Origin of the sequence: Gordonia sp. ABSL11-1 (assembly GCF_030315685.1) — a bacterium.
Lineage (GTDB): Bacteria > Actinomycetota > Actinomycetes > Mycobacteriales > Mycobacteriaceae > Gordonia.
In genome coordinates this window covers 51,333-77,398 of record NZ_JASXSI010000026.1, presented here as the reverse complement: position 1 = coordinate 77,398, position 26,066 = coordinate 51,333, and the positions used below count along the sequence as shown (strand labels likewise).

Here is a 26,066-nt window from a genome sequence, read left to right as displayed (position 1 = left end):
CTTACTGAAACCACCGGCATAGCCGGCCGAATCAACACAATCAGGAAAGCAAAACCTGACCAAATATTATCCAAATAAACTGGCATCAAAAAACTTCAACAAAAGAACTTCGATGCCTAAACTAATGGCATCGAAAAATCGTCCAACACACTATCGAGTTCTCAAAGAACACACACCCACCGGCACTACCCCTGTAACAGGGCGCTCACCTGCGAGCTTTACGTTCTGTTTGGAAAAATTGTCCGTCTCCGGCGCAACTCTTCCAGCGTACCAGACCGTATTCCGGTCCGCAACTCCCGTTTCGAAGTTCTTTTCGGGGGTTGGCCCCGCCGAGTTGTCCCGATCCCTGAGGCTCGGGCACCTTCACCTCCCCGAGTCCTTGTCGGCCCCGGGGGAGTTGCTCTCTGCGGTGCGTCGATTAAGTTACACAGATGCGTACAACGCGTCAAATCACCTGGTCAGAGCGATATCGTAGCGCCGGCGAAACTCTTCTTGCCCCTTCGGATCACCAGCCATCGGTGGTGGAGCAGATCAGCGTCGGCCGGCTGCCACTCGGGATCGGTGATCTTGGTGTTGTTCACGTATGCGCCGCCCTCTGCGATCGATCGACGCGCAGCTTTGTTGCTCTCCGACAGCGCAGTGTCGACGAGCAGTTCGACGATGGTGGGCCGCTTCCCCCGGTAGTCGGCGACCGTGGTCTCCCCGACCGCAGCCGCCAGCGTCTGCTCGTCGAGTTCGGTCAGGTCGCCGCGCCCGAACAGAGCCGTGCTCGCCAACTCGGCACCCTTCGTGTGCTGTTCGCCGTGGATGAGCGTGGTCATCTCGGCGGCGAGCCGCTTCTGCGCCTTCCGCAGGTGCGGCGTCTCCTCCGTCGCGCGCTCGAGTTCGGCGATCTCGTCACGGCCGAGGAAGGTGAACCACTTGAGGTACCGGACGACGTCGGCGTCGGCCGTGTTCACGAAGTACTGGTACCAGGCGTAGGGGCTGGTCAGGTCCGGATCGAGCCACAAGCTCCCACCGCCGGTCGACTTCCCGAACTTCTTGCCGTCCGACGACGTGACCAGCGGGACCGTCATCCCGTGCAGTGATGAACCGTCGAGTCGACGGCCGAGGTCGACGCCACCGACGATGTTCCCCCACTGGTCGGAACCACCGACCTGCAGCGTGCAGCCATGACGCCTGTTCAACTCCACGAAATCGTTCGACTGCAGTAACAGGTAGCTGAACTCGGCGTAGCTCATCCCGTCGGACTCCAGTCGCCGGCGCACGGTGTCGCGCGCGAGCATCACATTCACGGAGAAGTGTTTTCCGAGGTCACGAAGGTATTCGATCGCACTGAGTCGGCCTGTCCAGTCCAGGTTGTTGACGATGAGGGCCCCGGTCGGCGAGTCGTCGATGGTCACGAAGCGGCGCAGCTGTCCACCGATGCGGTCGGCCCACTCCGCGACGGTGTCGGGCGCGTTCATCGTCCGTTCCCCCACGTCTCGGGGGTCGCCGATCAGACCGGTGGCCCCACCCGCGAGCACGATCGGACGGTGGCCGGACTCCTGGAATCGCCGCAGGGTCAGGAGCGGCACCAGGTGCCCGGCGTGCAGACTCGCCGCCGTCGGATCGAAGCCGGCATACAACGTGATCGGCCCGCGGGAGAGTTCACCGCGGAGGGCGTCGAGGTCGGTCGACTGGGCGATCAGCCCGCGCCACTCGAGTTCGGAGAGGATGTCGATGTACGACGAGGCCGGCGTCTCGGTGCTCACCCCTCGATCTTGTCATCCGGCCGGGGCGGGCCGACGACCACCTGCCCGCAGGTCACGGGCTGTCGGTACCGCCCGCGGTGAAGGCTTGGTGCTCCGCGTCGTCGACGGTTCGCGCCTCGTCGGCGAGCATCACCGGGATGCCGTCGTCATCGATCCGGTAGGCCACCCGCAGGCGTGGGTTGTAGAGCTCATCCCCCGCATCGATCAGCGGTCCGTGATCTTGCGGGCACACCAACCGTTCGCGGGTGATGGGATCGATCGATTCCGCACGTGAGGTCACGTCGGCCCTCTTCTCGTCGTCGCTGCCATGTCATCTCTCGCCGGACGGCCGCCCTATATGGCCTCTGCATCCCAACCAACTTCTGCCGCAGCAGTTCTCGTGTAGCGACGATACCTGCCGTCCGCATCGCGGTACCACACGCGGGCACCCGGCCGGGGCAACCCGCGTGTTGACAACCGGCGGGCCAGGGGTCGGTAGGAGTCGGAGACCGGGATCTCTTCGACGACCCAGATGAGGTGCGGCCGTCGTTCGGCGGCCAAACCGCCCAGGCCGACCCGTAACGCCGACACCGTGAGCGACTCCGATCGCCCGCCGACACTGCGCATGGTGACCGCCGCGACCGCGATCTGGTGCCCGGTCTCCCCCAGCCCGTACACCACGACCTGATCGACACCGCGTACCTGCGACAACGCCGCCTCGATCGGCGGGACGTACACCGGGCCGTCCGACGACCGGATGACGGTGTCGACCGAACCGTAGAACCACAGGTCGTCGTTGGCGTCACGCTCGAACAGGTGACCCGACACCTCCCAGCGGTCGCGGGTGGCGAAGACGTCGCGCAGCACCGTCGACGAGGTGTCGAAGCGGTGCCGGGCGCGGGCCAGCAACAGGCCGACCTCGCCGACACCGGCCTTGCCGACGAATCCGGAGTCGTCGACCACCAGACGTCCACGATCGACGTCGAAGGCGGCCACCTCCACGGGGTTCGTCTCCGGCAGAGCCTGTCCCATCGAACCGATCTTGTCGCCGGAGACGTTGGCCAGGATCGCCGAGCCATCGGCGGTCGCGAAGAACTCCAGGACACGGGCCCGCGGGAAGCTCTCCAGCACGTCGCCCCACAGACCGTTCGGCATGCCGGACCCCATGAACAACCGGATCGGGTTGTACTGGTTGACCCGGAAGTCCGGGCTGTGGACGACCTCGCGCAGCATCGTCCAGGTGTAGGAGACGACGGTGACGCCGTAGCGGTGCACCTCTGCGGTGAACGTCTCCGGATCGATCCGTTCGGACAATGCGATCCGGGAGCGGCCGACGACGGTGGCACCGAGTGTGGTGAGCAAGCCCGATGCGTGATGCAGTGGAGGCAGACAGTAGACGGTGTCGCGGTCGGTCAGTGCGGCCGCCGACGCCGCGCCGAACGCGGACATGGCGAACCGATGGTTCGTGACCGGCCACGGTGCCAGGTTGCCGCCCGAGCGTGTGAACAAGATGAAGGCCAGGTCTCCCGCCAACCCGGGATCACGCCGGTACCACGCCGGGATGTCGACCGCGTCGGGATCGATGCGCTCCATGTCGATGACCGACGCGCCGTCGGCAGCATCGATGTCACGCGTCTCACCACTGCCGCCACCGAGCACGAGAACCCGATCGGAGTGCTTTGCCACGACGTCGAGGTGCGTCGGATCCGTGACCACCGACGAGCAGTCGCCCAGACGCAGCATCTCCGGGATGTCGCCATCGGCGGCGAGAAGGACCGCGACGGCCCCGAGTCGCGACAGCGCGGCGACCACGACGAGCGCACTGGGTCGGGTGTCCATGAGCACACCGACGTGGACGCCGGGACGGATCCCGCAGTCGATCAGTCCTGCGACCACGTTGTCGATGCGCATGTTGACCTGGGCATGGGTCAGGACCCGGTTCTCGAACAGGAACAACTCCTGGTCGGCGGCGCGTTTGCTGTTCTCCGACATCAGTTTGCCGAGCGAGATCCGGGTGCCGGTCTGGATCTGTCCGAGACGGAGCAGTCGCGGCACCGTGCGCACGGATTCCTGGGCGACGGCCCGCGACGTCCGCTGCAGCGAGGTCGCCAGCCCGAGTAGTTCGCGCGACACGCCGGCCCCCGCGTCGGCGACCGAGCCGATGCCGTGGGTGATGCGCGATGACAAGCTGACACCGCTGCCGTGGGGGTCGAGCTCGGTGTGCATCTCCTCGACCAGCGGAGGGCGGTCCCCGGTCCCGTCCTGCCACAACACCCAGTCCGAGGTCGTGGGCCACGTGTGCCCGCCGGAGGTACTGCCGACGACGAGCCCGAAATGTCCTACCGGGACGCGTGATTCGAACACGGTGGCGGCGGGGGCGGCACGCGCGATTCCACGGACCGCGAGGGGTTGACCGATGTCGTCCGCCTCGCCGATGAAAGCCAGCACCGGGCAGGTGATCTCGGTCAAGGAGACCAGATCCCCGTTGATGACGAAGCCGCCCGACATCATCCGGTTGTGCACCACGAACTGTCGTAGTAGCTCCGCCACGGCGGGCCCCGACCACGCGACCCATCCCTCGGCCTCGATGAAGCGGCGCTGGTCCTCGCGGGGCAGCAGTGCCTCGCGGTCATGCAGTTTGCGGAGGAAATCGATGCGGCTGCGCGCGGTCTTGACCGGGTCGACCAACTGGAATCCCGCGCGGGCCATCCAGCCTGGTACCCACAGACGGTTGAACACCTTGTCGGCGAGCAACTCTGCTCCGGGTACCACGAGACCGGCCGGCAGACCGAGGGGCAGGGCGGCGAGGACGTCGACCGGGCTGCCGTAGGTGATGAGGCTGGCTATCCCTTTCGACTGCCGATAGGCGGCGGTCTGGTAGGCGAACATTCCGCCTTGCGAATAGCCGGCGAGGTGGACATCGCGCCCGGCCGCCTCGACGATGAGGTCGATGGCCCGACTGACAGCGACGATGTGGTCGGCGAGATTGCGCTCCATCCCGCCCTCTTCGGAGTCCGGGGACCCGAAGTCGATCACCCACGGAGTGATTCCGTTCCGGTGCAGGATGGACACCGCACCATTTGCCTCGGTGACGTCGTAGACGTTGGCCGACACCATCATCGGCGGTACGAGGACGATCTGGGGTCCGTCGGTCGGCGTGTCCGGGAAGTACCGGCGCAGCCGGAACATCTTCTCGGTCTCGACGATGCTGAACGGTGCCGGTTCGGTACCGGTCTCCAGTCCGCCGAGCCTGAGCACCTCGAGACCGTTCTGCGCCGTGGCCAGTACGCGTTCGACCGCTGAACCGATGTCGGGCAGCACCGGGAGTCCCACCATGACGGCGTTCCCCTCCCCTCTCGATCGAGTGATGCACGTCACTGTACCGACCTCCCCGCGGGCGGCGCACTCAGCGTACTCAGCCGGGCGGGTCGACCCCTTCTCCGGGCCACTCGGCGCGAAGTCGGTCCACCTCGTCGCGGAGGTCGGCTAGCTGTCGTCGCACCTGGACCGACGCGGTTCCGCCGTGCGAGTTGCGCGACTCGATCGATCCACGCACGGTGAGCACATCCCGCACGGCCGGAGTCAGGTCCGGACTGATCGCGGCGAGGGTGGCGTCGTCGAGGTCGGCCAGACCGATCCCGCGTTCTTCGGCCGCCCGCACGCTGGCGCCGGCTACCTCGTGGGCGACACGGAACGGAATCCCTTGTCGCACCATCCATTCCGCGATGTCCGTGGCCAACGTGAACCCGGCCGGCGCCAGATCGGCCATCCGATCCTCGTGGAACTCCAACGTCGCGACGAGACCGGTGATCGCCGGCAACAGCAACTCGAGTTGTGCCACGGAGTCGAAGACGGGTTCCTTGTCCTCCTGCAGGTCACGGTTGTAGGCGAGCGGTTGTGCCTTGAGCGTCGCCAGCAGGCCGGTCAGGTTGCCGATGAGTCGGCCCGACTTCCCGCGGGTGAGCTCGGCGACGTCGGGATTCTTCTTCTGCGGCATGATCGAGCTGCCCGTGGACCAGGCATCGGCGAGGGTCACGTACCCGAACTCAGGTGTGCTCCACAGGATGATCTCCTCGGACAGCCGCGACAGATCCACCCCGATCATGGCGAGTACGAACGCTCCCTCGGCGGCGAAATCGCGCGACGACGTCGCGTCGATCGAGTTCTCCGCCGCACGGTGGAAGCCGAGATCGGTGGCGATCGCGGCCGGGTCGAGCCCGAGCGAGGATCCGGCGAGCGCGCCGGATCCGTACGGCGACACCGCGGTACGACGGTCCGCGTCCGCGAGCCGGTCGACGTCACGCAGCAGCGGGTGCGCATGCGCGAGCAGATGATGAGCCAGCAGAACCGGCTGCGCGGCCTGCAGGTGTGTCTTGCCCGGCATCACCGCATCCGGGTGCGCCTGCGCCTGCCCGATCAGGGCGTCGACGACGTCGAGCAGTCCGAGTGCCACTCGACGCATCCCCGCGCGCAACCACATCCGGAACAACGTGGCGACCTGATCATTGCGCGAACGCCCGGCGCGGAGTCGCCCGCCGAGTTCCGGCCCGACCCGGTCGATCAGGCCACGTTCGAGCGCGCCGTGGACGTCCTCATCGCTCTCGGCCGGCCCGAACGCCCCACTCGCGACGTCGGCGGCCAGCCGGGACAAACCGACGAGCATCGCCTCGAGTTCCTCGTCGGTGAGCAGACCCGCGCGAAACAGCACGCGCGCGTGCGCTTCCGACGCCTCGATGTCGAACGGCGCCAACGCCCAGTCGAAGTGTGTGGACTTGCTCAGCGCCGCCATCGCCGCGGCGGGGCCGTCGGCGAACCGGCCGCCCCACAGCGAGCCCTCGTTGGTGCCATGCGAGGTCACAGATCCAGATCCCGCCGAGCCGCGATCTTCGACGACAGTCCGTGCAGCTCCACGAATCCGCGTGCGGCCGACTGATCGAAGCTGTCGCCCTCGTCGTAGGTCGCCAGGTTGAAGTCGTAGAGCGATTCGCCACTGCGCCGGCCGGTCACCGCGATGTGCCCACCATGCAGAACCAGGCGGATGTCACCGCTCACATGCTCCTGTGTGGACGCGACGAACGCGTCGAGCGAGCGCTTGAGAGGCGAGAACCACAGTCCGTCGTACACCAGTTCGGCCCACTTCTGGTCGGTGTGCCGCTTATAGCGGCCGAGCTCGCGTTCCAGGGTGACATGCTCGAGTTCCTCGTGCGCACGGATCAGCACCATCGCGCCCGGGGCCTCGTAGACCTCGCGGCTCTTGATGCCCACCAGGCGGTCCTCGACGACGTCGAGGCGACCGACACCTTGTGCGCCCGCACGCCGGTTGAGTTCCTGGATGGCCTCGAGCACGCTCACCGGGCGGCCGTCGATGGCGATCGGGCGGCCCTTGTCGAACGTGATGATGACCTCGTCGGGCGAGTTCCAGTTCACCGTCGGGTCGTCGGTGTAGTCGTAGACGTCCTTGGTCGGAGCGTTCCACAGGTCCTCGAGGAACCCGGTCTCCACCGCGCGTCCCCACACGTTCTGGTCGATCGAGAACGGCGACTTCTTGGTGACGTTGATCGGGATGTCGTTCTGCTCGGCGAACGTGATCGCCTTCTCCCGGGTCCACGCGTAGTCGCGGACGGGCGCGAGAACCTCGAGATCGGGTGCCAGCGAGGCGAATCCAACCTCGAAGCGCACCTGGTCGTTGCCCTTGCCGGTGCAGCCGTGGGCGACGACGGTACCGCCGTGGTCGCGGGCCGCGGTGACGAGGTGCTTCGCGATCAGTGGGCGCGAGATGGCCGACACGAGCGGGTAGCGGTCCATGTACAGGGCGTTCGAGTTGATCGTCGGCAGACAGTATTCGTCGGCGAACTCGTCGCGGGCGTCGACGACGACCGCCTCGACGGCCCCGCAGTCGAGGGCGCGCTGGCGCACCACATCCATGTCCTCGCCGCCCTGGCCGAGGTCGAGTGCGACGGCCACGACTTCCTTGCCGGTCTCCTTGCCGATCCAGCTGATCGCCACCGAGGTGTCGAGGCCGCCCGAGTACGCGAGTACGACGCGTTCCGCCATGTCATTCTCCTGTGTTCCTGCGCACCGGCGCGGGCTTCGTCCCGCTCGTGGTGCTGTTGGTCTGATTGTGTCCGAAGGGCTGAGGTGTCGGGCCACGCGGTTACACGAGGCCCTCGATTCGTCGCGAGAGCTCGGCGCCGTCGACCGGTTCCCGTGCCACCACGAAGATGGTGTCATCCCCGGCGATGGTCCCCACCACGTCGGGCAGGCTGGCGCGGTCGAGAGCGCTCGCCAGATAATGCGCGGCTCCCGGCGGCGTCCGCAAGACCGCGAGGTTCCCGCTGCTGTCGGTGGATACCAGCAGTTCCGACAGCAACCGGGCGAGGCGATCCGTCCCGCCGAAGACGCCACGCACCGGCGAACCGTCCTCGGGCACCATGTACACGCCCGCTCCGCCGTCGGCGGCGCGGAGTTTGACCGCGCCGAGTTCGTCGAGATCGCGGGAGATCGTCGCCTGGGTGGCATCGATACCCTGCGCGGCCAGCAGGTGCTGCAGCTCCGACTGACTGCGCACCTGATGGGTCGAGAGGATGTCGATGATCCGTGCGTGCCGTCCCGCCTTGGTGGCGGCCAGCCGTGTCTCGGTCGCCACGGGCGGCGCGACCGGGGTGTCGTCGGACGTCGGTCTGCCGGCGGTCATCGCTGCCCCAGCAACCAGATCAGCAGCGCCTTCTGCGCGTGCAGCCGGTTCTCGGCCTCGTCGAGGACGACGCTGGCGGGACCGTCGAGGACGTCGTCGGTGATCTCCTCGCCGCGGTGGGCGGGCAGACAATGCAGCACGATCGCATCCGTGGCCGCCTTCGCCACCAGGTCGTCGTTGATCTGGTACGGCCGAAACGGCGCCGTACGATCCTTCCCGTCACCCTCCTGCCCCATCGACGTCCACGTGTCCGTGACGAGGACGTCCGCGCCGACGACCGCCTCGCCGGGATCGGCGATCACCCGGATCGAGCCGCCGGTCTGGGCGGCCCGGGCCGTGGTGGCCTCGACGACCTCGGAGTCGGGTTCGAAACCTGTTGGCGCACTAATTGTCACGTGCATTCCGGCGGTGGCCCCGCCCAGGGCCAGCGAGTGCGCCATGTTGTTCGCCCCGTCGCCGAGGTAGGTCATCGACAGTCCGGCGGTGCGACCCTTGCGTTCGATGATCGTCTGCAGATCGGCGAGCACCTGGCAGGGGTGGAAGGTGTCCGAGAGCGCGTTGACGATCGGGACGCTCGCCGACGACGCCATCGCCTCCAGCCGATCCTGGCCGAAGGTCCGCCAGACCACGGCGTCGACTAACCGCGACAGCACGCGACCGGTGTCCTCGATGGTCTCGTCGCGACCGAGTTGGGTGGTGGTGCCGTCGACGACGACCGCGTGTCCGCCGAGTTGCGCGATGCCCATCTCGAACGAGAACCGGGTTCGGGTCGAGTTCTTGTCGAAGATCACCCCGACGCCGCGCGGTCCCTCGAGCGGCCTGTGCGCGAACGGTGACGCCTTCACCTCGGCGGCAAGGGCGAGAACCTCGGCCTGCTCGGCCGGTGTGAGGTCGTCGTCGCGCAGGAAGTGCCGGATCATGCCTTGCCTCCCGGGGAATCGGCGGCGACGGCGGCGTCGAGAATCGCCGGCAGCGCCGCCACGAACCCGGCACCCTGTTCCTCGGTGAGGATGAGCGGGGGTGCGAGCCGGATGACATCGGGCGCAGGCGCATTGATGAGGTACCCCGCATCGCGAGCGGCGATCTCGGCCCGGGCCGCGAGCGGGTCGGTCAGGACCACGCCGAGTAGCAGTCCGCTGCCGCGTACGTGCGCGATCCGCGGATGTCCGAGGTCCTCGATGCCGGTCGCGATGGACTTCCCCACCGACGCCACGTGATCCACGAGCCCCTCGTCGTCGATGACATCGAGCACGGCCAGGGCGGCTGCGCAACACGCCGGATTCCCACCGAAGGTGGTGCCGTGCTGACCGGGTTCGAAGAGATTGGCGGCCGGTCCGGTCGCCACACAGGCGCCGATCGGCATGCCACCGCCCAGACCCTTGGCCAGCGTCATGATGTCCGGGACGACGCCGGCCGCCTGGTGGGCGAAGAACGCACCGGTCCGGGCGATCCCGGTCTGCACCTCATCGAAGATGAGGAGCGCGCCCTGCTCGGAGGTGATCCTCCGGGCGGCGGCCAGGTAGCCGTTCGGCGGGACGACCACACCGCTCTCGCCCAGGATGGGTTCGAGGATGACCGCCGCCGTGTTCTCGGTGACCGCGGCCTCCAGCGCCGCGACGTCGCCGTACGGCACGAACCGCACGCCGGCCGGCATGGGTTCGAACGGTGCACGTTTCGCGGGCTGACCGGTCATCGCCAACGCGCCCATCGTGCGGCCGTGGAACGCACGTTCGGCGGCCACGATCTCAGGACGTCCGGTCCGGCGTGCGAGCTTGAAGGCCGCCTCGTTCGCCTCGGTCCCCGAATTGCAGAAGAAGACCCGCCCCGGATGACCGAACTTGTCGAGGAGGCGCTCCGCGAGTTCGACAGCGGGACCGCTGATGTAGAGGTTCGAGACGTGACCGAGTGTCTGCAATTGGGTGGTGACCGCCTCGACGACGGCCGGATGCGCGTGGCCGAGCGCGTTGACGGCGATGCCCCCGAGAAGATCCAGGTACTCCTTGCCGTTCGCGTCCGTGACGACGGCTCCCGATCCCGTCGTGAGTGCGATCGCCGGGGTCCCGTAGTTGTTCATCAGCGCGGCCGACCACCGCTGCTGCAACGGCTCGGTCATGCTGCGCCACCTTCCAGATCGGCGTCGGCGAGAACGGTTGTTCCCGTGGAACTCTCGGTCAACAACTGCGCCAGGACCGAATGCGGCACGCGGCCGTCGATCACGTGTGCCTGACGGACTCCCCCGTCGACGGCACGCAGACAGGCCTCCATCTTGGGCACCATGCCGGCATCGAGCGACCCGAGCAGTCGTGACAGTTCGCCGGTACCGATCCGCGAGACGAGCGACTCCCGGTCCGGCCAGTCGGTGTAGAGCCCTTCGACGTCGGTCAGCATGACCAGTCGCGACGCCCCGAGCGCCTCGGCGAGGGCGCCGGCCGCGGTGTCCGCGTTGATGTTGTGCACCACGCCGTCCCGGTCGGGAGCGATCGTCGACACCACCGGGATCCGGCCCGCACCGACGAGATCGAGCACGGCAGAGGTGTTCACCGAGGTGATGTCGCCGACCAGTCCGATGTCAGTGGCCACGCCGTCGACGAGCACGGTGCGTCGGGTCGCGGTGAACAGATGTGCGTCCTCACCGGTGATGCCGACCGCGTACGGCCCGTGAGCATTGATCAGTCCGACGAGTTCACGTCCGACCTGACCGAACAGCACCATCCGCGCGACATCCATCACCTCGGGGGTGGTGAGGCGGAAGCCGCCGCGGAATTCGCCTTCGAGGCCGAGTCGGCTGAGCATCGCCGAGATCTGCGGGCCACCACCGTGCACCACGATCGGATGGACGCCGCAGGCGCGCAGGAAGACCATGTCTGCGGCGAACGCCTTCTTCAGATCGTCATCGATCATGGCGTTGCCGCCGTACTTCACGACGACCGTCGCGCCGTGCAGATCCTGCAGGGCAGGAAGCGATTCGGCGAGCACGGACGCCTTGTCGAGAGCGCTGAGCGTCATGACGAGTACGCCGAGTTCTCTTCGACGTATCCGTGTGACAGGTCGGTCGTCCGGATGCTCGCCGACTCGTCACCGAGGGCGAGATCGATGGTGACGGCGATGTCGACACCGCTCAGATCCACATCGCGCGCCCCGGGCACACCACAGCCCTGCTCGCAGACCGGCGTCCCGTTGAACGACACCGAGATCCGATCGGGATCGATCGTCACGGGCGCGATCCCGACCGCTGCCAGGACACGACCCCAGTTGGGATCGGAACCGAACATGGCGGTCTTGACGAGTGAGTCCCGCGCGACGGTCCGGGCGACGGCGACGGCATCGTCTTCGGTGACCGCACCGGCGACGGTGATGACGACACGTTTGGTCACGCCCTCGGCGTCGGCCATCATCTGGGCCGCGAGATCATCACAGACGGCCAGCACGGCCGCGTCGAGATCGGCCTGCTCGACCGGGATCTGGCTGGCGCCGGAACTCAGCAGCAACACGGTGTCGTTGGTGGACGTCGACCCGTCGACGTCGAGCCGATCGAGTGTCCTGCTCGTGGCCTTGCGCAACGCCGCGTCCAGCTGCTCAGCCGTCGCGTTCGCGTCGGTGGTGAGCACGCAGAGCATCGTCGCCAACGACGGTGCGAGCATTCCGGCGCCCTTTGCCATGCCGCCGACGTTCCAGCCCTGCGGATGATGCAGCGCAACCTGTTTGGGCACGGTGTCGGTGGTCATGATGGCGTGTGCCGCATCGGTGCCACCGGAGAGCCCGCCACCCATGTCGTGCACGATCTCGGTGACACCGGCGAGCACCTTGTCCATCGGCAGGCGATCGCCGATCAGTCCGGTCGAGCACACCGCGACCTCGACGGCGCCGGTGTCGGTGCCCCAATTGCTGAGCGCCTCGGCGACGGCCTCGGCGGTGGCGTGGGTGTCCTGGAATCCGCCCGGCCCGGTGCACGCGTTGGCACCACCGGAGTTGAGGATCACGGCCCGAAGCCGTCCGGTGGTCAGGACCTGCTGGCTCCACAGCACCGGCGCGGCCTTCACCTGATTGCGGGTGAAGACGCCCGCCGCGGAGTGGTCGGGACCCTCGTTGAGCACGAGCGCGAGGTCGGCGGCACCAGAAGCCTTGATACCGGCGGCCATTCCCGCTGCCCGGAAGCCGAGGGGTGCGGTCACTCCCTGCTCGCGGACGAGGCGGGGCGCGTCCAGCGGTGCGCCCGGGGTGATCCGGTCGTCGGTCTCGCCGGGCTGCTGCGATGTCGTCACGGCGCCACTCCCACGGTGCTCAAGCCCTCGGCCTCGTCCCAGCCGAGCGCGAGGTTCATCGATTGGACAGCGGCGCCGCCGGTGCCCTTGGTCAGGTTGTCGATGGCGCCCACGGCCACCAGGGTGCCTACGCGCTCGTCGACGGAGACGGCGAGTTGGACGGCGTTGCCGCCGATGACCGAGCCGGTGGTCGGGAGCACGCCGTCGGGCAGGAGGTGCACGAAAGGTTCGTCGCCGTATGCCTTCTCGTAGGCGCTGCGGATCTCCGCGGCCGAGGCGGTGGTGCGTGCGGTGCAGGTGGCGAGGATGCCGCGCGCCATCGGGACGAGAACCGGCGTGAACGACACCGACACCGGGAACTCGGCGGCCGCCGACAGCGCCTGCGCGATCTCGGGCGTGTGCCGGTGAGCGCCGCCGACTGCGTAGGCGCGAGCCGAACCGATGACCTCGGACGCGAGCAGATCCACCTTGGGCGAGCGTCCCGCACCGGATGCGCCACTGACCGCGACGACGGTGACGTGGGGATCGACGAGCCCCGCCGCCACGGCCGGGCGCAGGGCCAGTACGGAGACCGTCGGGTAACAGCCGGGTACCGCGATCCGGCTGGCGTCCCTCAGGATCTCGCGGTTGCCCGGGATCTCCGGCAGACCGTAGGGCCACCGCCCCGCATAGTCGCTGCCGTAGTAGTCGGTCCAGTCCTGGGCGTTCTCCAGCCGGTGATCGGCACCGCAGTCGATGATCAGCGTCGACGGTGACAGAGCGTCGGCGATCTCGCCCGACGCCCCGTGCGGCAGGCCGAGGAACACCACGTCATGCCCAGCGAGGATCTCCGGTGTGGTCTCCTCGAGCACGCGGTCGGCCAGCGGGAGCAGATGCGGATGGAGGGAACCGAGTGTGCTCCCGGCATTGCCGCCCGCGGTCAGCGCGCCGATCTCCAGGTCGCCGGATCGCAGTCGGGGATGCCCACAGAGGAGTCGAAGGATCTCTCCGCCCGCGTAGCCGCTGGCGCCGGCAACCGCCACCTTGATCGTCATGCGATCATTATGCATGTTGATGCAAATCAATTCAGTGACGGGTCCCCGTCAGCGTAGGCGGGCACCGACCTGGTCGCCCGCGTGCGCGACCGCGGCGAGTTTGGCCTCGTTGGCCTCCTCCTCGGTCAGTGTGCGATCGTCGGCGCGGAAACGCAGCGCGAAGGTCAGTGACTTGCTGCCCGCCCCGACCTGATCGCCGGTGAAGACGTCGAACAGGTCGATGGATTCGAGGAGCTCACCGGCGCCCGCCCGCAACGCGGCCTCGACCTCGGCGGCGGCCACGGTGTCCGCGACGACGACGGCCACATCCTGCAGAACCGCCGGGAACGGCGAGACCCGCGGTGCCGGCAGACGTTGTTCGAGCGGCACCGCGTCGATGTCGATCTCCACCGCGCACAACCGCTTCGGGAGACCGGCACGTTCCAGGACCGCAGGATGCAGTTCACCCGCATGACCGACCGTCGCGCCCTCGACGACGACACGGGCGCACCGGCCCGGATGCCATGGGCGGTGATCGTCGGCGATCAGCTCGACGTCGACACCGGAGGCCCGTCCGATCGCCCGCGCCGCCTCGAACGCGTCCACGTGGTCGGCCGCGCGGCCGGGTCCCCACGGGCCGGCAGGATCGCGCAAGCCGGTCAGGACCACGGCCACGTGCAGCGGCTGACGCGGCAGCGACACGTCGAGCGCGGCGATCTCCTCGTCCGAGGGGCGCCGGGTGACGTCGAGCGCGCCGACGGAGGTGACCTGGTCGCCGGCGAGCACGATCTGACCGATGGTGAAGAGCGACAGATCCCGCTGACCACGAGCAATGTTGCGCGCTGCCATCTCCAGCAGTCCCGGAAGGAGCGTGGTGTTCAGCTCGGGGCGTTCGGATTCGAGCGGGTTGAGGACCGCGACGGTCCGTCGGCGTTCGTCGTCGGCGGGCAGATCCCAGATGTCGAACACGCCGGCAGGCATGAACGGATACGGCAGCACCTCGACATAGCCGTCGAGAGCGAGCGTCCGGCCGATGCTGCGCCGACGACGCTGGGCGGCGGTGAGGCCGGTGCCCGCCGGAGCGCGCGGCACGACGGCGGGGATGTCCTCGAGACCTTCGAGGCGCAGGACCTCTTCGACGAGATCCGCGCGCTGACGCAGATCGGGCCGCCAGGACGGCGGGGTGACGCGGAGCGGATCGGTGCCGTCGACGACGCATCCGACCTCGGCCAGTCGCGACGCGGTGGTGCCGGCCGGATAGTCGATGCCCGCCGTGCGGTCCGGGTCGTCGGCGGGGATGTCGATGGCGACACGCTCTCCGGCGACGACTCGCGCCTCGCTGAGCGGGGAGGCGACGGTGCCACCGGCGATCTCGATGATGAGCTGCGCGGCGCGATCCGAGGCCACCGCGGTGATCTCGGGATCGACGGTCCGCTCGAATCGTTTGCTCGCCTCGGAGGTGAGTTTGTGCCGCTTGCCCGTGCGGAACACGCGGACGGGGTCGAATGTCGCCGACTCGAGCAGGATCGAGGTCGTCGCGTCGCCCACCTCGGTGGCGCCGCCTCCCATCACCCCGGCGAGTGCGATCGGTCCGTTGTCATCGGCGATGACCTCGTCCTCGGGGTCGAGGGTGCGTTCCACCCCGTCGAGGGTGGTGAGCTTCTCGCCGGGCGCCGCCGGCCGGACCCGTACCGTGCCGGTGAGCTTGTCGGCGTCGAAGGCGTGCAGCGGTTGTCCGAGTTCGATCATCACGTAGTTGGTGACGTCGACGATGGCCGAGATCGGCCGGATGCCCGCGACCATCAGTCGCTTCTGCATCCACCACGGGGAGACCGCGGTCGCGTCGACGCCGGTGAGTACGCGAGCGGTGTAGCGGGTGGCCGTCGAGTCGTCGGCGATCGCGACCGGCCACGCTTGCGCGGTGCCGGTGGCCGGCGGTTCGGAGTGCACGGGATCGGATTGCGCACCCGCACCGGCACCCGGGTCGACGAACGGGACGCCGAAGCTCCCCGCGAGTTCACGGCCGAGTCCGCGCACCGAGAAGGCGTACCCGCGGTCGGGGGTGACGTTGATGTCGATCGCGGTGTCGTCGAGGCCGAGGACCTCCCGGGCATCCGCACCCGGTTCGGCGGTGCCCGGAGCGAGGACCAGGATCCCGATGTGATCCTGGCCGATGCCGAGTTCGGACACCGAACAGATCATGCCGTCGGAGATCCGTCCGTAGGTCTTGCGTGACGCGATCTCGAACGGTCCGGGCAGCACGACTCCGGGCAGGGCCGCGACGATGAGGTCACCTTCGGCGAAATTGCGTGCACCACAGACGATTCCGCGCGGTTCACTCTCCCCCACCTCGACCGTGCAGAAGCGGATCGGCTTCTTGAACTCGGTCAGTTCCTCGATGGTCTCGACCCGGCCGATCACCAGGGGCCCGGTGATCTCCGGGAACGGGTCGATGTCCTCGATCTCGAAGCCGACCCGGACGAAACCCCGGTCTATCTCCTCGGTGGTCGCCGACCACTGCGGGTCTCCTTGGCGGAGCACCTCGGTGTACCAGGACTGGGGGGCACGCACGTCAACCAACTACTTTCATCGATCGATTTCTGCTCGGGTGGTCTGTCACCGGTGACGGGGACCGCGGCGGCCGGTCAGACCGCGGGACCGAACGGCACGGTGAAACGGATGTCACCTTCGACCATGTCACGCATGTCGGAGATGTCGTTGCGGAACTGCAGGGTGCGTTCCAGGCCCATGCCGAATGCGAAGCCTGTGTACACGTCCGGGTCGATACCGTTGGCCCTCAGGACATTCGGGTTGACCATGCCGCAGCCGCCCCATTCCACCCAACCGGCACCGCCCTTCTTGGCGGGGAACCAGACGTCGACCTCGGCCGACGGTTCGGTGAACGGGAAATAGCTCGGCCGCATCCGCGTCGTGGTGTCGGGGCCGAAGAGCGCCCGCGCGAACACCTCGAGGGTGCCGCGCAGATTCGCCAGGGTGAGCCCCTTGTCGACCGCCAATCCCTCGATCTGGTGGAAGACCGGGGTGTGGGTGGCGTCGAGTTCATCGGTGCGGAAGGTGCGTCCCGGGCAGGCGACATAGATCGGCAGTTCACGGTCGAGCATGGAGCGCACCTGCACCGGCGAGGTGTGGGTGCGCAGCACCTGCCGCGATCCCTCCGGTGCGATGTAGAAGGTGTCCTGCATCGATCGCGCCGGATGGTCCGGCAGAAAATTGAGTGCGTCGAAGTTGTGGTGTTCGGTCTCGACCTCGGGTCCCTCGGCGATCTCCCAGCCCATGCCGACGAACACATCGGCGACCTGTTCGGCAATCACCGTGATCGGGTGACGGGCTCCGACGCGGCGGCGTCCACTGGGCAGCGTGACGTCGACGGACTCGGCGACCAGGACAGCAGCATCTCGTTCGGCCTGCAGCGCCGTCGTGCGGAGATCGAATGCCGCGCTGACCCGTCCGCGTACCTCGTTGACGAGCTTGCCGCCCGCCGAACGCTGATCCTTCGGGATGCTGCCGAGGGCGCGACGAGCAAGGGCGATGGGTGATCGATCACCGAGGTGCGCCGTCTTGGCCTGTGCCAGGTCGTCGAGGTCGGCGGCCGCCTCGAACGCGGCGACGGCGGCCGCGGCCGCGGCGTCGAGTTCCTGCGGTTCCGGGAACCGCGTCTCAGGGGCGTCGTCGGCAGGGCTGGCCACGGGCGGCGTTCTCCTCGATGTCGAAAAACAGGCGTCTGGATGCGGCTACCAGCCTAGACGAGCCGCTCGTACCGCCACGGCGCAGGTCGGTGCGCTCCCGACCGACGACGCGGTGTCCGATGCTGGCACTCTCAGACGCGTCGGGGCAGTGCGATCGCGCGGGAGACAATCGCACCGGCGACGGCGACCGCTGCCCACCGGAGCCCGTCGTCGGCGAGACCGGTTCGCGCCATCATCAGCGTGGCGATCCCCACGACGAGCAGGCCCACGAGGACGGCGCGGTCGCGCATCGGCCCGGCCTCCCGGCACAGGGGTGCGTCCCACCACGGAAGCGGGTCGTTCTCCCGGCCCGAGAGCAACGCGACCACCGGGACCATCAGCGCCAGGAGCAGCACCGTCTGGGTGGCGACGATGGCGACGCACGCGGCCGGATGTGTCTGGTCCCGTCCCAGTCCCGCGAGTTCGCCGGCGCCGATGATGAATCCGAGGACCGGTAGGTGCCATAGGTAGAGGGTCATCGCGCCACGGGTGCCGAGGACCACCCACCACCAGATCCGCGGTCGGTTCACCAACGCCGACAACGGGCCCCGCAGCGCGATCGCCGCGGCGCACAGGACGATCGTGTGCCCAGCGAGGAGGAGACTCGGCGGATTCATGTTCGACAACTGCTGACCGGGCACGGTCACCAGGGACACCTCGTAGGGACCGACGACGACCAGCCCGATGTCGACCGCGAGGAACACGAGTGCCCCCACCACTGCCTGTGCGGAGCTGACGAGTCGCTTCGCGTACCCGACGCCGAGGATCGCGGGCACGGTCCACACGGTCAGGAACGAGAGCACACCCACCGACGGGACACCGACCGCGAGTCGCAGGACGTCGATGAGGGCGGTCGCGCCCCAGCACGCACCGATCGCGGCCAGAAGCTGCCGGGACGTCGAGATGCGTTGCAGCATCGGCACCACCGCGAGCACGAGCAGGTAGGCGCCGAGGAACCAGAGGAGTTGGACGCCGAGGTGCGCGATGACGTCGGCGGCCGACGAGAATCCCACGCCGACGGCGACGAGGAGCGCCGCGACGACCGCGAGGAGATACCAGAACACCGGACGGAGGAGACGCTGAGCGCGCGCCAGCAACCAGTGTCCGGTCGACGACGACGGGTGCGACTGCAGGCCGTAGGTCGCGGCGGCCGCGCCTGCGAAGAAGAACAGCGGCAGAATCTGCAGCAGCCACGTCGCGCCCTGCATGACCGGGACGTCGGCCAGCAGGTTGCCGAGGTGCAGGCCGTCGTCGGCGGCGGAGACCGTGAGCATCAAGGAGTGCCCGGCGATGACCACGACGAGCGACGAGAGCCGGATGACGTCGACGACCCGGTCGCGCGATCCGGTGAGGGCGTCGAGGTCGGCGGGAAGGGGTCGTCGCAGGCTGCTGTCGGGAGTCCGCACACCGAGGTGAGTTCGCATGCATCGAGGTTCCGCCGCATGGGCTGTCGCCGGATGAGCAGTTCTACTCGGATGTCCCTGAGCAGTTCTGGTCCCGACACGCCGTAGGGGTCGACGGGCCGGCCTGGGTCAACAGGGTTCTGGGCACGATCGGCGACAAACAGGGCACGATCGGCGAGTTCTGGGGCACGATCGGCATCGTGAGCGGTCGGTCCGACGCCTGATCGCAGTCCCCACGGGCCTCACCCGGTCAGGGCATCTCCACGGTCTGGGCGCGGCGGATCTCCTCCACGGCGCGCAGCAGATAGTCCTTCCGATCCATGGCCCCGGCGGCGAGCAGATCGGCCATCACCAGAATCGCTGCACCGATCAGCTCGGTCGGTGCGACATCCGGCGTTCCGGCGTCGCGGTCGTCGGACGTCTCGGCAACACCGAGCGCGCCGGTGAGCACCACCACGACCGCCGACGGATCCACTTGCGCATCCCACAGACCGGCGCCGGTGATGGTGCGCCGCAGGACATCGGAGACGTCGTCGCCGGTCAGGCCGTCCTGATACATGGTCTCGAGCAGCTCACGCACCATGTGTTCGTGGACTTCGCGAGCGACCTCGGCATGCTTCTCGAGACGCTCGGCAGCGTCCCGGAAGTCCTCGATGTGCTGTGTGCGCGCCGCCCGGATCCCTGCGTCGGTCGCCTCCGCAACGGCGCGGGCGGTCGACGGCCACTCGGCCGGTGTGGTGAGCGTGTCGGCCATGGGTGTCTCCTGTCTGGGCGGTACCGGTCGGCCGGTCAGCGACCGGCCGACGCGTGGACGCGTGCGGTCGCGTACAAGCAGATGGCCGCTGCCGCAGCAAGATTCAAACTCTCGGCGCGACCGCGGATGGGGATGGACACCCGATGGTCGGCGGATCGTCGGACGTCGGCGTCGAGTCCGTGTGCCTCGTTGCCGAAGAGCCAGGCGCACCGGCCTGCCAACGTGTCGTCGGCGTCGTCGAGTGCGAGTTCGCCATCGGCGGCGGTCGCCAACACGGTGATGCCGGCCCGTCGGATCGCGGCCAGGCCGTCGTCGACGGACCGTTCGCGGGCGATGGGCAGGTGGAACACGCTGCCCGCCGACGACCGGACGCTCTTGCCGTTGTGCGGGTCGACGGAGTCACCGAGCAGGATCATCGCGTCGGCGCCCATCGCGTCGGCACAGCGGACGAGCGTGCCGACGTTGCCGGGCTCACGCGGCTCGACCGCGACCGCCACCAGGCGCGGGGAGGTGGCGAGGATGTCGTCGAGCGGGATGTCGAGCAGCCCGCAGATCGCGAACACCCCGGGTGGCGTCTCGGTCTCGGAGAGCTTCTGGGCGGCTCGCGCCGTGAGTCCGACGACCGGCACGCCTTCGGCAATCGCTGCGTCGACGACGGTGCGATGACGTCCGTTCTCGTCGTCGCGGACCAGCACTGTCTGCGCATGACCTGCGTCGAGTGCGGCGGTCACCGAGTTCGCACCCTCGACGAGGAATCGCCCCTCGGCCCGGCGGACCGAGGCGCGATGGAGCTTGGCATACGACACGACCCGCGAGGAGCGTTCGGACAGAAGCTCCATCGCGGGTCGGGTCGGGTCGAGTGCTGCGCTGCGATCAGGCAGCCGGGGCGTTGACGTCCGCCGGCAGCGCCTTGCGTGCGATCTCGACGAGACCGGTGAAGGCCTCGGGATCGGTCACGGCGATGTCGGCGAGGACCTTGCGGTCGACCTCGACGCCGGCGGCCTTCAGGCCCTGGATGAAACGGTTGTAGGTGATGTCGTTGGCGCGGGCCGCGGCGTTGATACGCGCGATCCACAGCTTGCGGAACTCACCCTTGCGGGCGCGACGGTCCCGGTAGGCGTAGGTCAGCGAGTGGAGCTGCTGCTCCTTCGCCTTGCGGTACAGGCGCGAACGCTGTCCGCGGTAGCCCTTGGATGCCTCCAGGGTCGAACGACGCTTCTTCTGGGCGTTGACCGCCCTTTTCACGCGTGCCATGTGTCAGTCCTCTTCAATCGTCAGATGTCGGTTCGGCTGTCGCCGCCGGGCTCACGCCCGGGCGGTCAGCGGTTGAGCAGTCGCTTGATGCGCGGGGCGTCGTTCTCGCTCACCACGGCAACGCCGTCGAGACGACGGGTGCGGCGCGACGACTTGTGCTCCAACAGGTGGCGACGGTTGGCTTTCTGGCGAACGATCTTGCCGCTCCCGGTGACCTTGAATCGCTTCGCGGTGCCCTTGTGGGTCTTGCTCTTCGGCATGTTCTTCCTTCATTCGAGCGAGCGAGGACCCACCCGTGGGTGTCGGGTGGTCGTTCGCGCGCTGTTGGTCAGTGCTCAGTGGCGGATGGTGTCACCCATCCCCACTCGCTATCAATTCGACTCGGCGTCCGTCGCGGCCGGCTTCGATCCACGATCGTCGCGGCTCTGTTGCGCCTTCTGCCGGGTCTTCGCACCCTTGTGCGGCGCCAGCACCATCGTCATGTTGCGGCCGTCCTGCTTGGCCGAGGTCTCGATGAAGCCGTAGTCGGCGACGTCGTTGCCCAGGCGCTGCAGCAGCCGGTAGCCCAGTTCCGGTCGCGACTGCTCGCGACCGCGGAACATGATGGTCACCTTCACCTTGGACCCGGCCTCGAGGAACCTGACGACGTGACCCTTCTTGGTCTCGTAATCGTGGTCGTCGATCTTCGGGCGGAGCTTCTGCTCCTTGATGACGGTCATCTGCTGGTTGCGACGCGATTCGCGCTGCTTCTGGGCGGCTTCGTACTTGAACTTGCCGTAATCCATGATCTTGCACACGGGTGGCCGTGCGTCGGGCGCGACCTCGACCAGGTCGAGATCGGCCTCGTAGGCCAGGCGAAGCGCATCTTCAACACGCACGATGCCCACCTGCTCCGAGTTCGGTCCGACGAGTCGGACCTCAGGGACGCGGATGCGCTCGTTGATGCGGGTCTCAGTGCTGATGGGGCCTCCTTGATCAGTTCTTCTCTGGTGACCGACCGGAGATACCTCCGATGGCAAAGGGGCCTCGCTTCTCAGCAGAAGAGCCCCGGGACGCTGTTGGCATCCGCAGGGCTCCGTTACCGACCGGTTCGTCGACACACATGTCGAACCGACATGAACGCGCAGCTCAAAGGCATTGCGACTGTCGGCGTGAACCGGACCGTACAACTGCGGTGAAACCGCGTCGTGACGGTGGGAGCGGAACTCCACTTGCGACCCCGGCGCAAACCGGGGCGGTCGTGATATGGGAGTCTAGCAGCCATGACCGAGAACTCCTATTCGTCACCTGCACAGATGCCCGGTGAGGGCGCCGCGGCAGGTGGCGAGGGAGCAGTCGGTCCGGAGCAGACCGATCTGGACAACGTCCGCGATCTGGCCGATATTCCGGCCATCGAGGTCATCACCAGGGCGATCGTGATGCTCATGAGCGCGTCGGCGGAGAAGCTCGGTCTCGCCGAGGGCACGCCCGCCGATCGCGTCGACCTGCCCGAGGCCCGCACACTGATCACCGCGCTGGCCGGCCTGGTCGATGCGTCAAAGGCCGATCTCGGCATCCATGCCGCACCCATCCGGGACGGCCTGAAGCAATTGCAGCTGGCGTTCCGTGAGGCGAGCGCCTACCCGGACGAGCCCGGCGAGGGTCCCGGCGAGAAGTACACGGGAGCTGTGCGCGCGCCGCGGCGGTAAGTCCGCTCTGCCCGGATCGCGGACGCCCGTGATGCGGTAGCCACGACGTACCCTGGAACAGTGAGCAGCGACACCCCGCACGACCCCGCCAAGGACCCCGCCACCGGCGCCGAGGTCGACATCCTCGACGGCGAGGTGGTCACCGATCCGTCGCAGACCCCGGCGACTTCCCCACCGCCCGCATACACACCACCGATCCCGGATCCGAACTACACGAACTCGGGTGTCCCGACCTTCGATTTCGTCCGCGACAAGATCGAGAACCGCATCTCGACGGCCATCGGCGGCGAGGAACTCGCTCAGGCCGGTCCCGAGGGTCAGCAGGTCGACGAGATGATGCGCAAGCGCGACGAGGCGGCCCGCAAGAAGCTCGAAGAGATCCGCAAATCCATGGGCAAGTAGCCGTTTCGTGGCAATAGTCCGCGCCTGACGCGGACTATTGCCCTCGATCGGACTGCGTCAGCCCGCCGACGCCACCGTCTCGTCCACGTCGAGGATGCCTGCAAGGAACTTCCCGGTGTGACTCGCCGGTTCGAGCGCGATGTCCTCGGGTGTGCCCTCGGCGACGACGGTCCCACCCCCCGTGCCACCCTCGGGCCCCATGTCGATGATCCAGTCGGCGGTCTTGATCACGTCGAGGTTGTGCTCGATGACGATGACGGTGTTGCCCTTGTCGACGAGACCACTGATCACACCCAACAGTTTCTTGATGTCCTCGAAGTGCAGACCGGTCGTCGGCTCGTCGAGGATGTAGACGGCCCGACCGTTGGTCCGCTTCTGCAGTTCGGACGCCAGCTTCACACGCTGCGCCTCGCCGCCGGACAACGTCGGCGCGGGCTGACCCAGCCGGACGTACCCGAGCCCGACGTCGACCAGGGTTTTCAGGTACCGATGGATCGACGTCACCGGCTCGAAGAAGTCGGCGGCCTCCTCGATCGGCATGTCGAGGACCTCGGAGATGGTCTTGCCCTTGTAGTGCACCTCGAGCGTCTCGCGGTTGTAGCGCGCTCCGTGGCACACCTCGCACGGCACGTACACATCCGGCAGGAAGTTCATCTCGATCTTGATCGTGCCCTCACCGGTGCACGCCTCGCAGCGACCGCCCTTGACGTTGAACGAGAATCGGCCGGGCTGATACCCGCGCACCTTGGCCTCGGTCGTCGCCGCGAACAGCGTGCGGATCTTGTCGAACACGCCGGTGTAGGTCGCCGGATTGGACCGCGGTGTCCGTCCGATGGGCGACTGGTCGACGCGCACCAGCTTGTCGAGCTGATCGAGTCCCTTCACGCGGGTGTGCCGGCCGGGCACCTGTCGCGCGCCGTTGAGCTTGTTGGCGAGCACGGTCGCGAGGATGTCGTTGACGAGCGTCGATTTGCCGGATCCCGACACGCCGGTGACCGCGGTGAGGACGCCGAGCGGGAAACCGACCTCGATCCCCTGCAGGTTGTGTTCCCGCGCACCGACGACGGTGAGCTGCTTCTTCCGCGAGATCGGCCGACGAATCGCCGGCACCGGCAACTCGTCACGGCCGGAGAGGTACGCACCGGTCAGCGACCGACGATTCTTCAGCAGATCCTTGTAGCTGCCGCTGTGCACGACCTCACCGCCGTGCTCGCCGGCCCGTGGACCGATGTCGACGATCCAGTCGGCGGCGCGGATGGTGTCCTCGTCATGCTCGACGACGATCAGCGTGTTGCCGAGATCGCGGAGACGGGTGAGGGTTTCGATGAGACGGCGATTGTCGCGCTGATGCAGGCCGATCGACGGTTCGTCGAGGACGTAGAGCACCCCGGCGAGGCCGGAACCGATCTGGGTCGCCAGACGGATGCGCTGGGCCTCACCGCCGGACAGTGAGCCCGCGGCCCGCGACAGTGACAGGTACTCCAGTCCGACGTCGAGCAGGAACGTGATCCGGGCCTGCACCTCCTTGAGCACGCGACCCGCGATCGCCTGCTGGCGCACGTCGAGCGTCAGCCCGTTGAGGTAGTCGGCGCACTCGGCGACCGACAGCGCGCAGACCTCGGCGATCGACATCGCGCCGTGGGTCGGGTGATCGAGGGTGACCGAGAGGATCTCCGGACGCAGCCGCGCGCCGTGGCATGCCGGGCACGGCACGTCGCGCATGTAGCCCTCGTACCGCTCCTTCATCTGCTCGGACTCGGTCTGGTCCATGCGCCGCGCGAGGAACGACATGACGCCCTCGAACTCGGTGTAATAGGACCGCGTGCGCCCGTAGCGGTTACGGAACTTGACGTGCACCTGATGGTCGCTGCCGTTGAGGATCGCGTTGCGGGCCTTGGCGGGCAGCTTCTTCCACGGGGTGTCGACGGAGAAGCCCATCTGGTCGGCGAGGCCGCCCATCAGACGCAGGAAGTAGTCGGCGTTGTGTCCGCCCGACCACGGCGCGATCGCACCTTCCGACAGCGACATCTCCGGATCGGGCACGACGAGTTCCTCGTCGACCTCCTTGCGGACGCCCAGGCCGTCGCACTCCGGGCACGCGCCGTAGGGCGAGTTGAACGAGAACGAGCGCGGCTCGAGATCATCGATGGCGATCGGGTGTCCGTTGGGGCAGGCCATCCGCTCGGAGAAGCGACGTTCCCGGTGTGGGTCGTCCTCCTCGAGATCGACGAAATCGAGGACGACGATCCCGTCGGCCAGACGCAGTGCGGTCTCCACGGAGTCGGTGAGCCGCTGCTTCGCGGTCGGCTTGACCGCCAGACGGTCGACGACGACCTCGATGTCGTGCTTCTCCTGCTTCTTCAGCTTCGGCGGGTCGGTCAGCTGATGCACGACACCGTCGATCCGCGCGCGGGAGAAGCCCTGCGTCTGCAACTCGGCGAACAGGTCGACGAACTCGCCCTTGCGGGTCCGCACCACGGGCGCGAGCACCTGGAAACGGACCCCGGCCTCCATGTCGAGCACCTGATCGACGATCTGCTGGGGAGTCTGCTTCGCGATCAGCTCGCCGCACTGCGGGCAGTGGGCGCGGCCGGCGCGCGCGTAGAGCAGACGCAGATAGTCGTAGACCTCGGTGATGGTGCCCACCGTTGACCGCGGGTTGCGGTTCGTCGACTTCTGATCGATGGAGACCGCCGGCGACAACCCCTCGATGAAGTCGACGTCGGGTTTGTCCATCTGACCCAGGAACTGACGCGCGTACGCCGACAAGGACTCGACGTAACGTCGCTGCCCTTCGGCGAAGATCGTGTCGAACGCGAGCGACGACTTCCCCGACCCCGACAACCCGGTGAAGACGATGAGGCTGTCCCGAGGGAGATCCACGTCGATTCCGCGCAGGTTGTGTTCACGGGCACCGCGGACGATCAGACGGTCAACCACTTGCAAATCCTCATTCGTTGCTGATCCGGCGCATGCCGGTGTGCTGTTATGTGAGCGGGTTGGATGCGGTCGGCCGACTGGGTTGGACCGCTCCGCGCGTACCTTAGCGACGGCCACCGACAAGTTCGCGATGGTCCGTCGGCCGATGCTCCACGATACCCTCGCGAACCAACTGCA

22 protein-coding genes are annotated in these 26,066 nt (G+C 67.7%); 2 read left to right on the top strand and 20 right to left on the bottom strand.

Annotated features, from left to right (window positions below):
* Positions 1-458: 458 nt before the first annotated feature.
* From tyrS to infC, 19 genes are all read right to left on the bottom strand, one after another.
* The gene (gene tyrS, locus QSJ19_RS22615) at positions 459-1,754 is read right to left on the bottom strand and encodes a tyrosine--tRNA ligase (protein ID WP_286323248.1); all 1,296 of its coding nucleotides are present in this window, start codon (positions 1,752-1,754) and stop codon (positions 459-461) included.
* A gap of 52 nt (positions 1,755-1,806) precedes the next feature.
* Positions 1,807-2,034, bottom strand: coding sequence for a Trm112 family protein (locus tag QSJ19_RS22610; protein WP_286323247.1), 228 nt, complete (start codon positions 2,032-2,034; stop codon positions 1,807-1,809).
* Positions 2,035-2,087: 53 nt separating this feature from the next.
* Entirely contained in the window at positions 2,088-5,069 is a 2,982-nt protein-coding gene (locus QSJ19_RS22605; protein ID WP_286323246.1) for an AMP-binding protein, read from the bottom strand.
* A gap of 79 nt (positions 5,070-5,148) precedes the next feature.
* Positions 5,149-6,591, bottom strand: a complete 1,443-nt coding sequence (gene argH, locus QSJ19_RS22600; RefSeq protein ID WP_286323245.1) for an argininosuccinate lyase — start codon at positions 6,589-6,591, stop codon at positions 5,149-5,151.
* Positions 6,588-7,787 carry an argininosuccinate synthase gene (locus tag QSJ19_RS22595; protein WP_286323244.1) on the bottom strand — a complete coding sequence of 400 codons (1,200 nt, stop codon included), beginning with the start codon at positions 7,785-7,787 and terminating at the stop codon, positions 6,588-6,590. The genes argH and QSJ19_RS22595 overlap by 4 nt, the downstream gene beginning before the upstream one ends.
* 100 nt (positions 7,788-7,887) lie before the next feature.
* Complete coding sequence (locus QSJ19_RS22590) at positions 7,888-8,427, bottom strand: arginine repressor (RefSeq protein WP_286323243.1); 540 nt, start codon at positions 8,425-8,427, stop codon at positions 7,888-7,890.
* Positions 8,424-9,347 carry an ornithine carbamoyltransferase gene (argF, locus tag QSJ19_RS22585; protein WP_286323242.1) on the bottom strand — a complete coding sequence of 308 codons (924 nt, stop codon included), beginning with the start codon at positions 9,345-9,347 and terminating at the stop codon, positions 8,424-8,426. The genes QSJ19_RS22590 and argF overlap by 4 nt, the downstream gene beginning before the upstream one ends.
* Positions 9,344-10,540 carry an acetylornithine transaminase gene (locus QSJ19_RS22580; RefSeq protein WP_286323241.1) on the bottom strand — a complete coding sequence of 399 codons (1,197 nt, stop codon included), beginning with the start codon at positions 10,538-10,540 and terminating at the stop codon, positions 9,344-9,346. Before QSJ19_RS22580 ends, argF begins: the two co-directional genes overlap by 4 nt.
* Positions 10,537-11,433 (bottom strand): acetylglutamate kinase, encoded by an 897-nt coding sequence (gene argB, locus QSJ19_RS22575; protein ID WP_286323240.1) that lies wholly within the window; start codon positions 11,431-11,433, stop codon positions 10,537-10,539. The genes QSJ19_RS22580 and argB overlap by 4 nt, the downstream gene beginning before the upstream one ends.
* Positions 11,430-12,689: a bifunctional glutamate N-acetyltransferase/amino-acid acetyltransferase ArgJ gene (argJ, locus tag QSJ19_RS22570; RefSeq protein WP_286323239.1), complete on the bottom strand. Its 1,260-nt coding sequence runs from the start codon at positions 12,687-12,689 to the stop codon at positions 11,430-11,432. Before argJ ends, argB begins: the two co-directional genes overlap by 4 nt.
* Positions 12,686-13,723 (bottom strand): N-acetyl-gamma-glutamyl-phosphate reductase, encoded by a 1,038-nt coding sequence (argC, locus tag QSJ19_RS22565; RefSeq protein ID WP_286323238.1) that lies wholly within the window; start codon positions 13,721-13,723, stop codon positions 12,686-12,688. The genes argJ and argC overlap by 4 nt, the downstream gene beginning before the upstream one ends.
* A 48-nt stretch (positions 13,724-13,771) precedes the next feature.
* Positions 13,772-16,273: a phenylalanine--tRNA ligase subunit beta gene (pheT, locus tag QSJ19_RS22560; protein ID WP_286323237.1), complete on the bottom strand. Its 2,502-nt coding sequence runs from the start codon at positions 16,271-16,273 to the stop codon at positions 13,772-13,774.
* 74 nt (positions 16,274-16,347) lie between these two features.
* Positions 16,348-17,409, bottom strand: coding sequence for a phenylalanine--tRNA ligase subunit alpha (gene pheS, locus QSJ19_RS22555; protein WP_286323236.1), 1,062 nt, complete (start codon positions 17,407-17,409; stop codon positions 16,348-16,350).
* Positions 17,410-17,540: 131 nt separating this feature from the next.
* Positions 17,541-18,872: an acyltransferase family protein gene (locus tag QSJ19_RS22550; protein WP_286323235.1), complete on the bottom strand. Its 1,332-nt coding sequence runs from the start codon at positions 18,870-18,872 to the stop codon at positions 17,541-17,543.
* A 229-nt stretch (positions 18,873-19,101) separates the two neighbouring features.
* Positions 19,102-19,605: a hypothetical protein gene (locus QSJ19_RS22545; protein WP_286323234.1), complete on the bottom strand. Its 504-nt coding sequence runs from the start codon at positions 19,603-19,605 to the stop codon at positions 19,102-19,104.
* Positions 19,606-19,640: 35 nt separating this feature from the next.
* Entirely contained in the window at positions 19,641-20,444 is an 804-nt protein-coding gene (locus tag QSJ19_RS22540; RefSeq protein ID WP_286323233.1) for a TrmH family RNA methyltransferase, read from the bottom strand.
* 34 nt (positions 20,445-20,478) lie between these two features.
* Complete coding sequence (gene rplT / locus QSJ19_RS22535; protein WP_187589626.1) at positions 20,479-20,859, bottom strand: 50S ribosomal protein L20; 381 nt, start codon at positions 20,857-20,859, stop codon at positions 20,479-20,481.
* Positions 20,860-20,924: 65 nt separating this feature from the next.
* Entirely contained in the window at positions 20,925-21,119 is a 195-nt protein-coding gene (gene rpmI, locus QSJ19_RS22530; protein ID WP_005178720.1) for a 50S ribosomal protein L35, read from the bottom strand.
* A gap of 111 nt (positions 21,120-21,230) precedes the next feature.
* Entirely contained in the window at positions 21,231-21,878 is a 648-nt protein-coding gene (gene infC, locus QSJ19_RS22525; protein ID WP_286323232.1) for a translation initiation factor IF-3, read from the bottom strand.
* Between the two features lie 243 nt (positions 21,879-22,121).
* Between infC and QSJ19_RS22520 the strand changes: the two genes are divergently transcribed.
* Both QSJ19_RS22520 and QSJ19_RS22515 read left to right on the top strand, forming a co-directional pair.
* Positions 22,122-22,547 carry a DUF1844 domain-containing protein gene (locus tag QSJ19_RS22520; RefSeq protein ID WP_286323231.1) on the top strand — a complete coding sequence of 142 codons (426 nt, stop codon included), beginning with the start codon at positions 22,122-22,124 and terminating at the stop codon, positions 22,545-22,547.
* A 60-nt stretch (positions 22,548-22,607) separates the two neighbouring features.
* A complete protein-coding gene (locus QSJ19_RS22515; protein ID WP_502876323.1) occupies positions 22,608-22,949 on the top strand; it encodes a PspA domain-containing protein in 342 nt (113 codons plus the stop codon).
* 57 nt (positions 22,950-23,006) lie between these two features.
* Here QSJ19_RS22515 and uvrA read toward each other — a convergent pair whose 3' ends face one another.
* Positions 23,007-25,889: an excinuclease ABC subunit UvrA gene (uvrA, locus tag QSJ19_RS22510; protein WP_286323230.1), complete on the bottom strand. Its 2,883-nt coding sequence runs from the start codon at positions 25,887-25,889 to the stop codon at positions 23,007-23,009.
* Positions 25,890-26,066 lie beyond the last annotated feature (177 nt).

Coding starts and splice junctions, on each gene's coding strand:
- QSJ19_RS22605 (WP_286323246.1), bottom strand. CDS start 5,069: ATGGTGGGACTCCCGGTGCTGCCCGACATCGGTTCAGCGGTCGAACGC.
- QSJ19_RS22595 (WP_286323244.1), bottom strand. CDS start 7,787: ATGGCGGAACGCGTCGTACTCGCGTACTCGGGCGGCCTCGACACCTCG.
- QSJ19_RS22590 (WP_286323243.1), bottom strand. CDS start 8,427: ATGACCGCCGGCAGACCGACGTCCGACGACACCCCGGTCGCGCCGCCC.
- argF (WP_286323242.1), bottom strand. CDS start 9,347: ATGATCCGGCACTTCCTGCGCGACGACGACCTCACACCGGCCGAGCAG.
- QSJ19_RS22580 (WP_286323241.1), bottom strand. CDS start 10,540: ATGACCGAGCCGTTGCAGCAGCGGTGGTCGGCCGCGCTGATGAACAAC.
- argB (WP_286323240.1), bottom strand. CDS start 11,433: ATGACGCTCAGCGCTCTCGACAAGGCGTCCGTGCTCGCCGAATCGCTT.
- argC (WP_286323238.1), bottom strand. CDS start 13,723: ATGACGATCAAGGTGGCGGTTGCCGGCGCCAGCGGCTACGCGGGCGGA.
- QSJ19_RS22550 (WP_286323235.1), bottom strand. CDS start 18,872: ATGCGAACTCACCTCGGTGTGCGGACTCCCGACAGCAGCCTGCGACGA.
- QSJ19_RS22545 (WP_286323234.1), bottom strand. CDS start 19,605: ATGGCCGACACGCTCACCACACCGGCCGAGTGGCCGTCGACCGCCCGC.
- QSJ19_RS22540 (WP_286323233.1), bottom strand. CDS start 20,444: ATGGAGCTTCTGTCCGAACGCTCCTCGCGGGTCGTGTCGTATGCCAAG.
- rplT (WP_187589626.1), bottom strand. CDS start 20,859: ATGGCACGCGTGAAAAGGGCGGTCAACGCCCAGAAGAAGCGTCGTTCG.
- rpmI (WP_005178720.1), bottom strand. CDS start 21,119: ATGCCGAAGAGCAAGACCCACAAGGGCACCGCGAAGCGATTCAAGGTC.
- QSJ19_RS22520 (WP_286323231.1), top strand. CDS start 22,122: ATGACCGAGAACTCCTATTCGTCACCTGCACAGATGCCCGGTGAGGGC.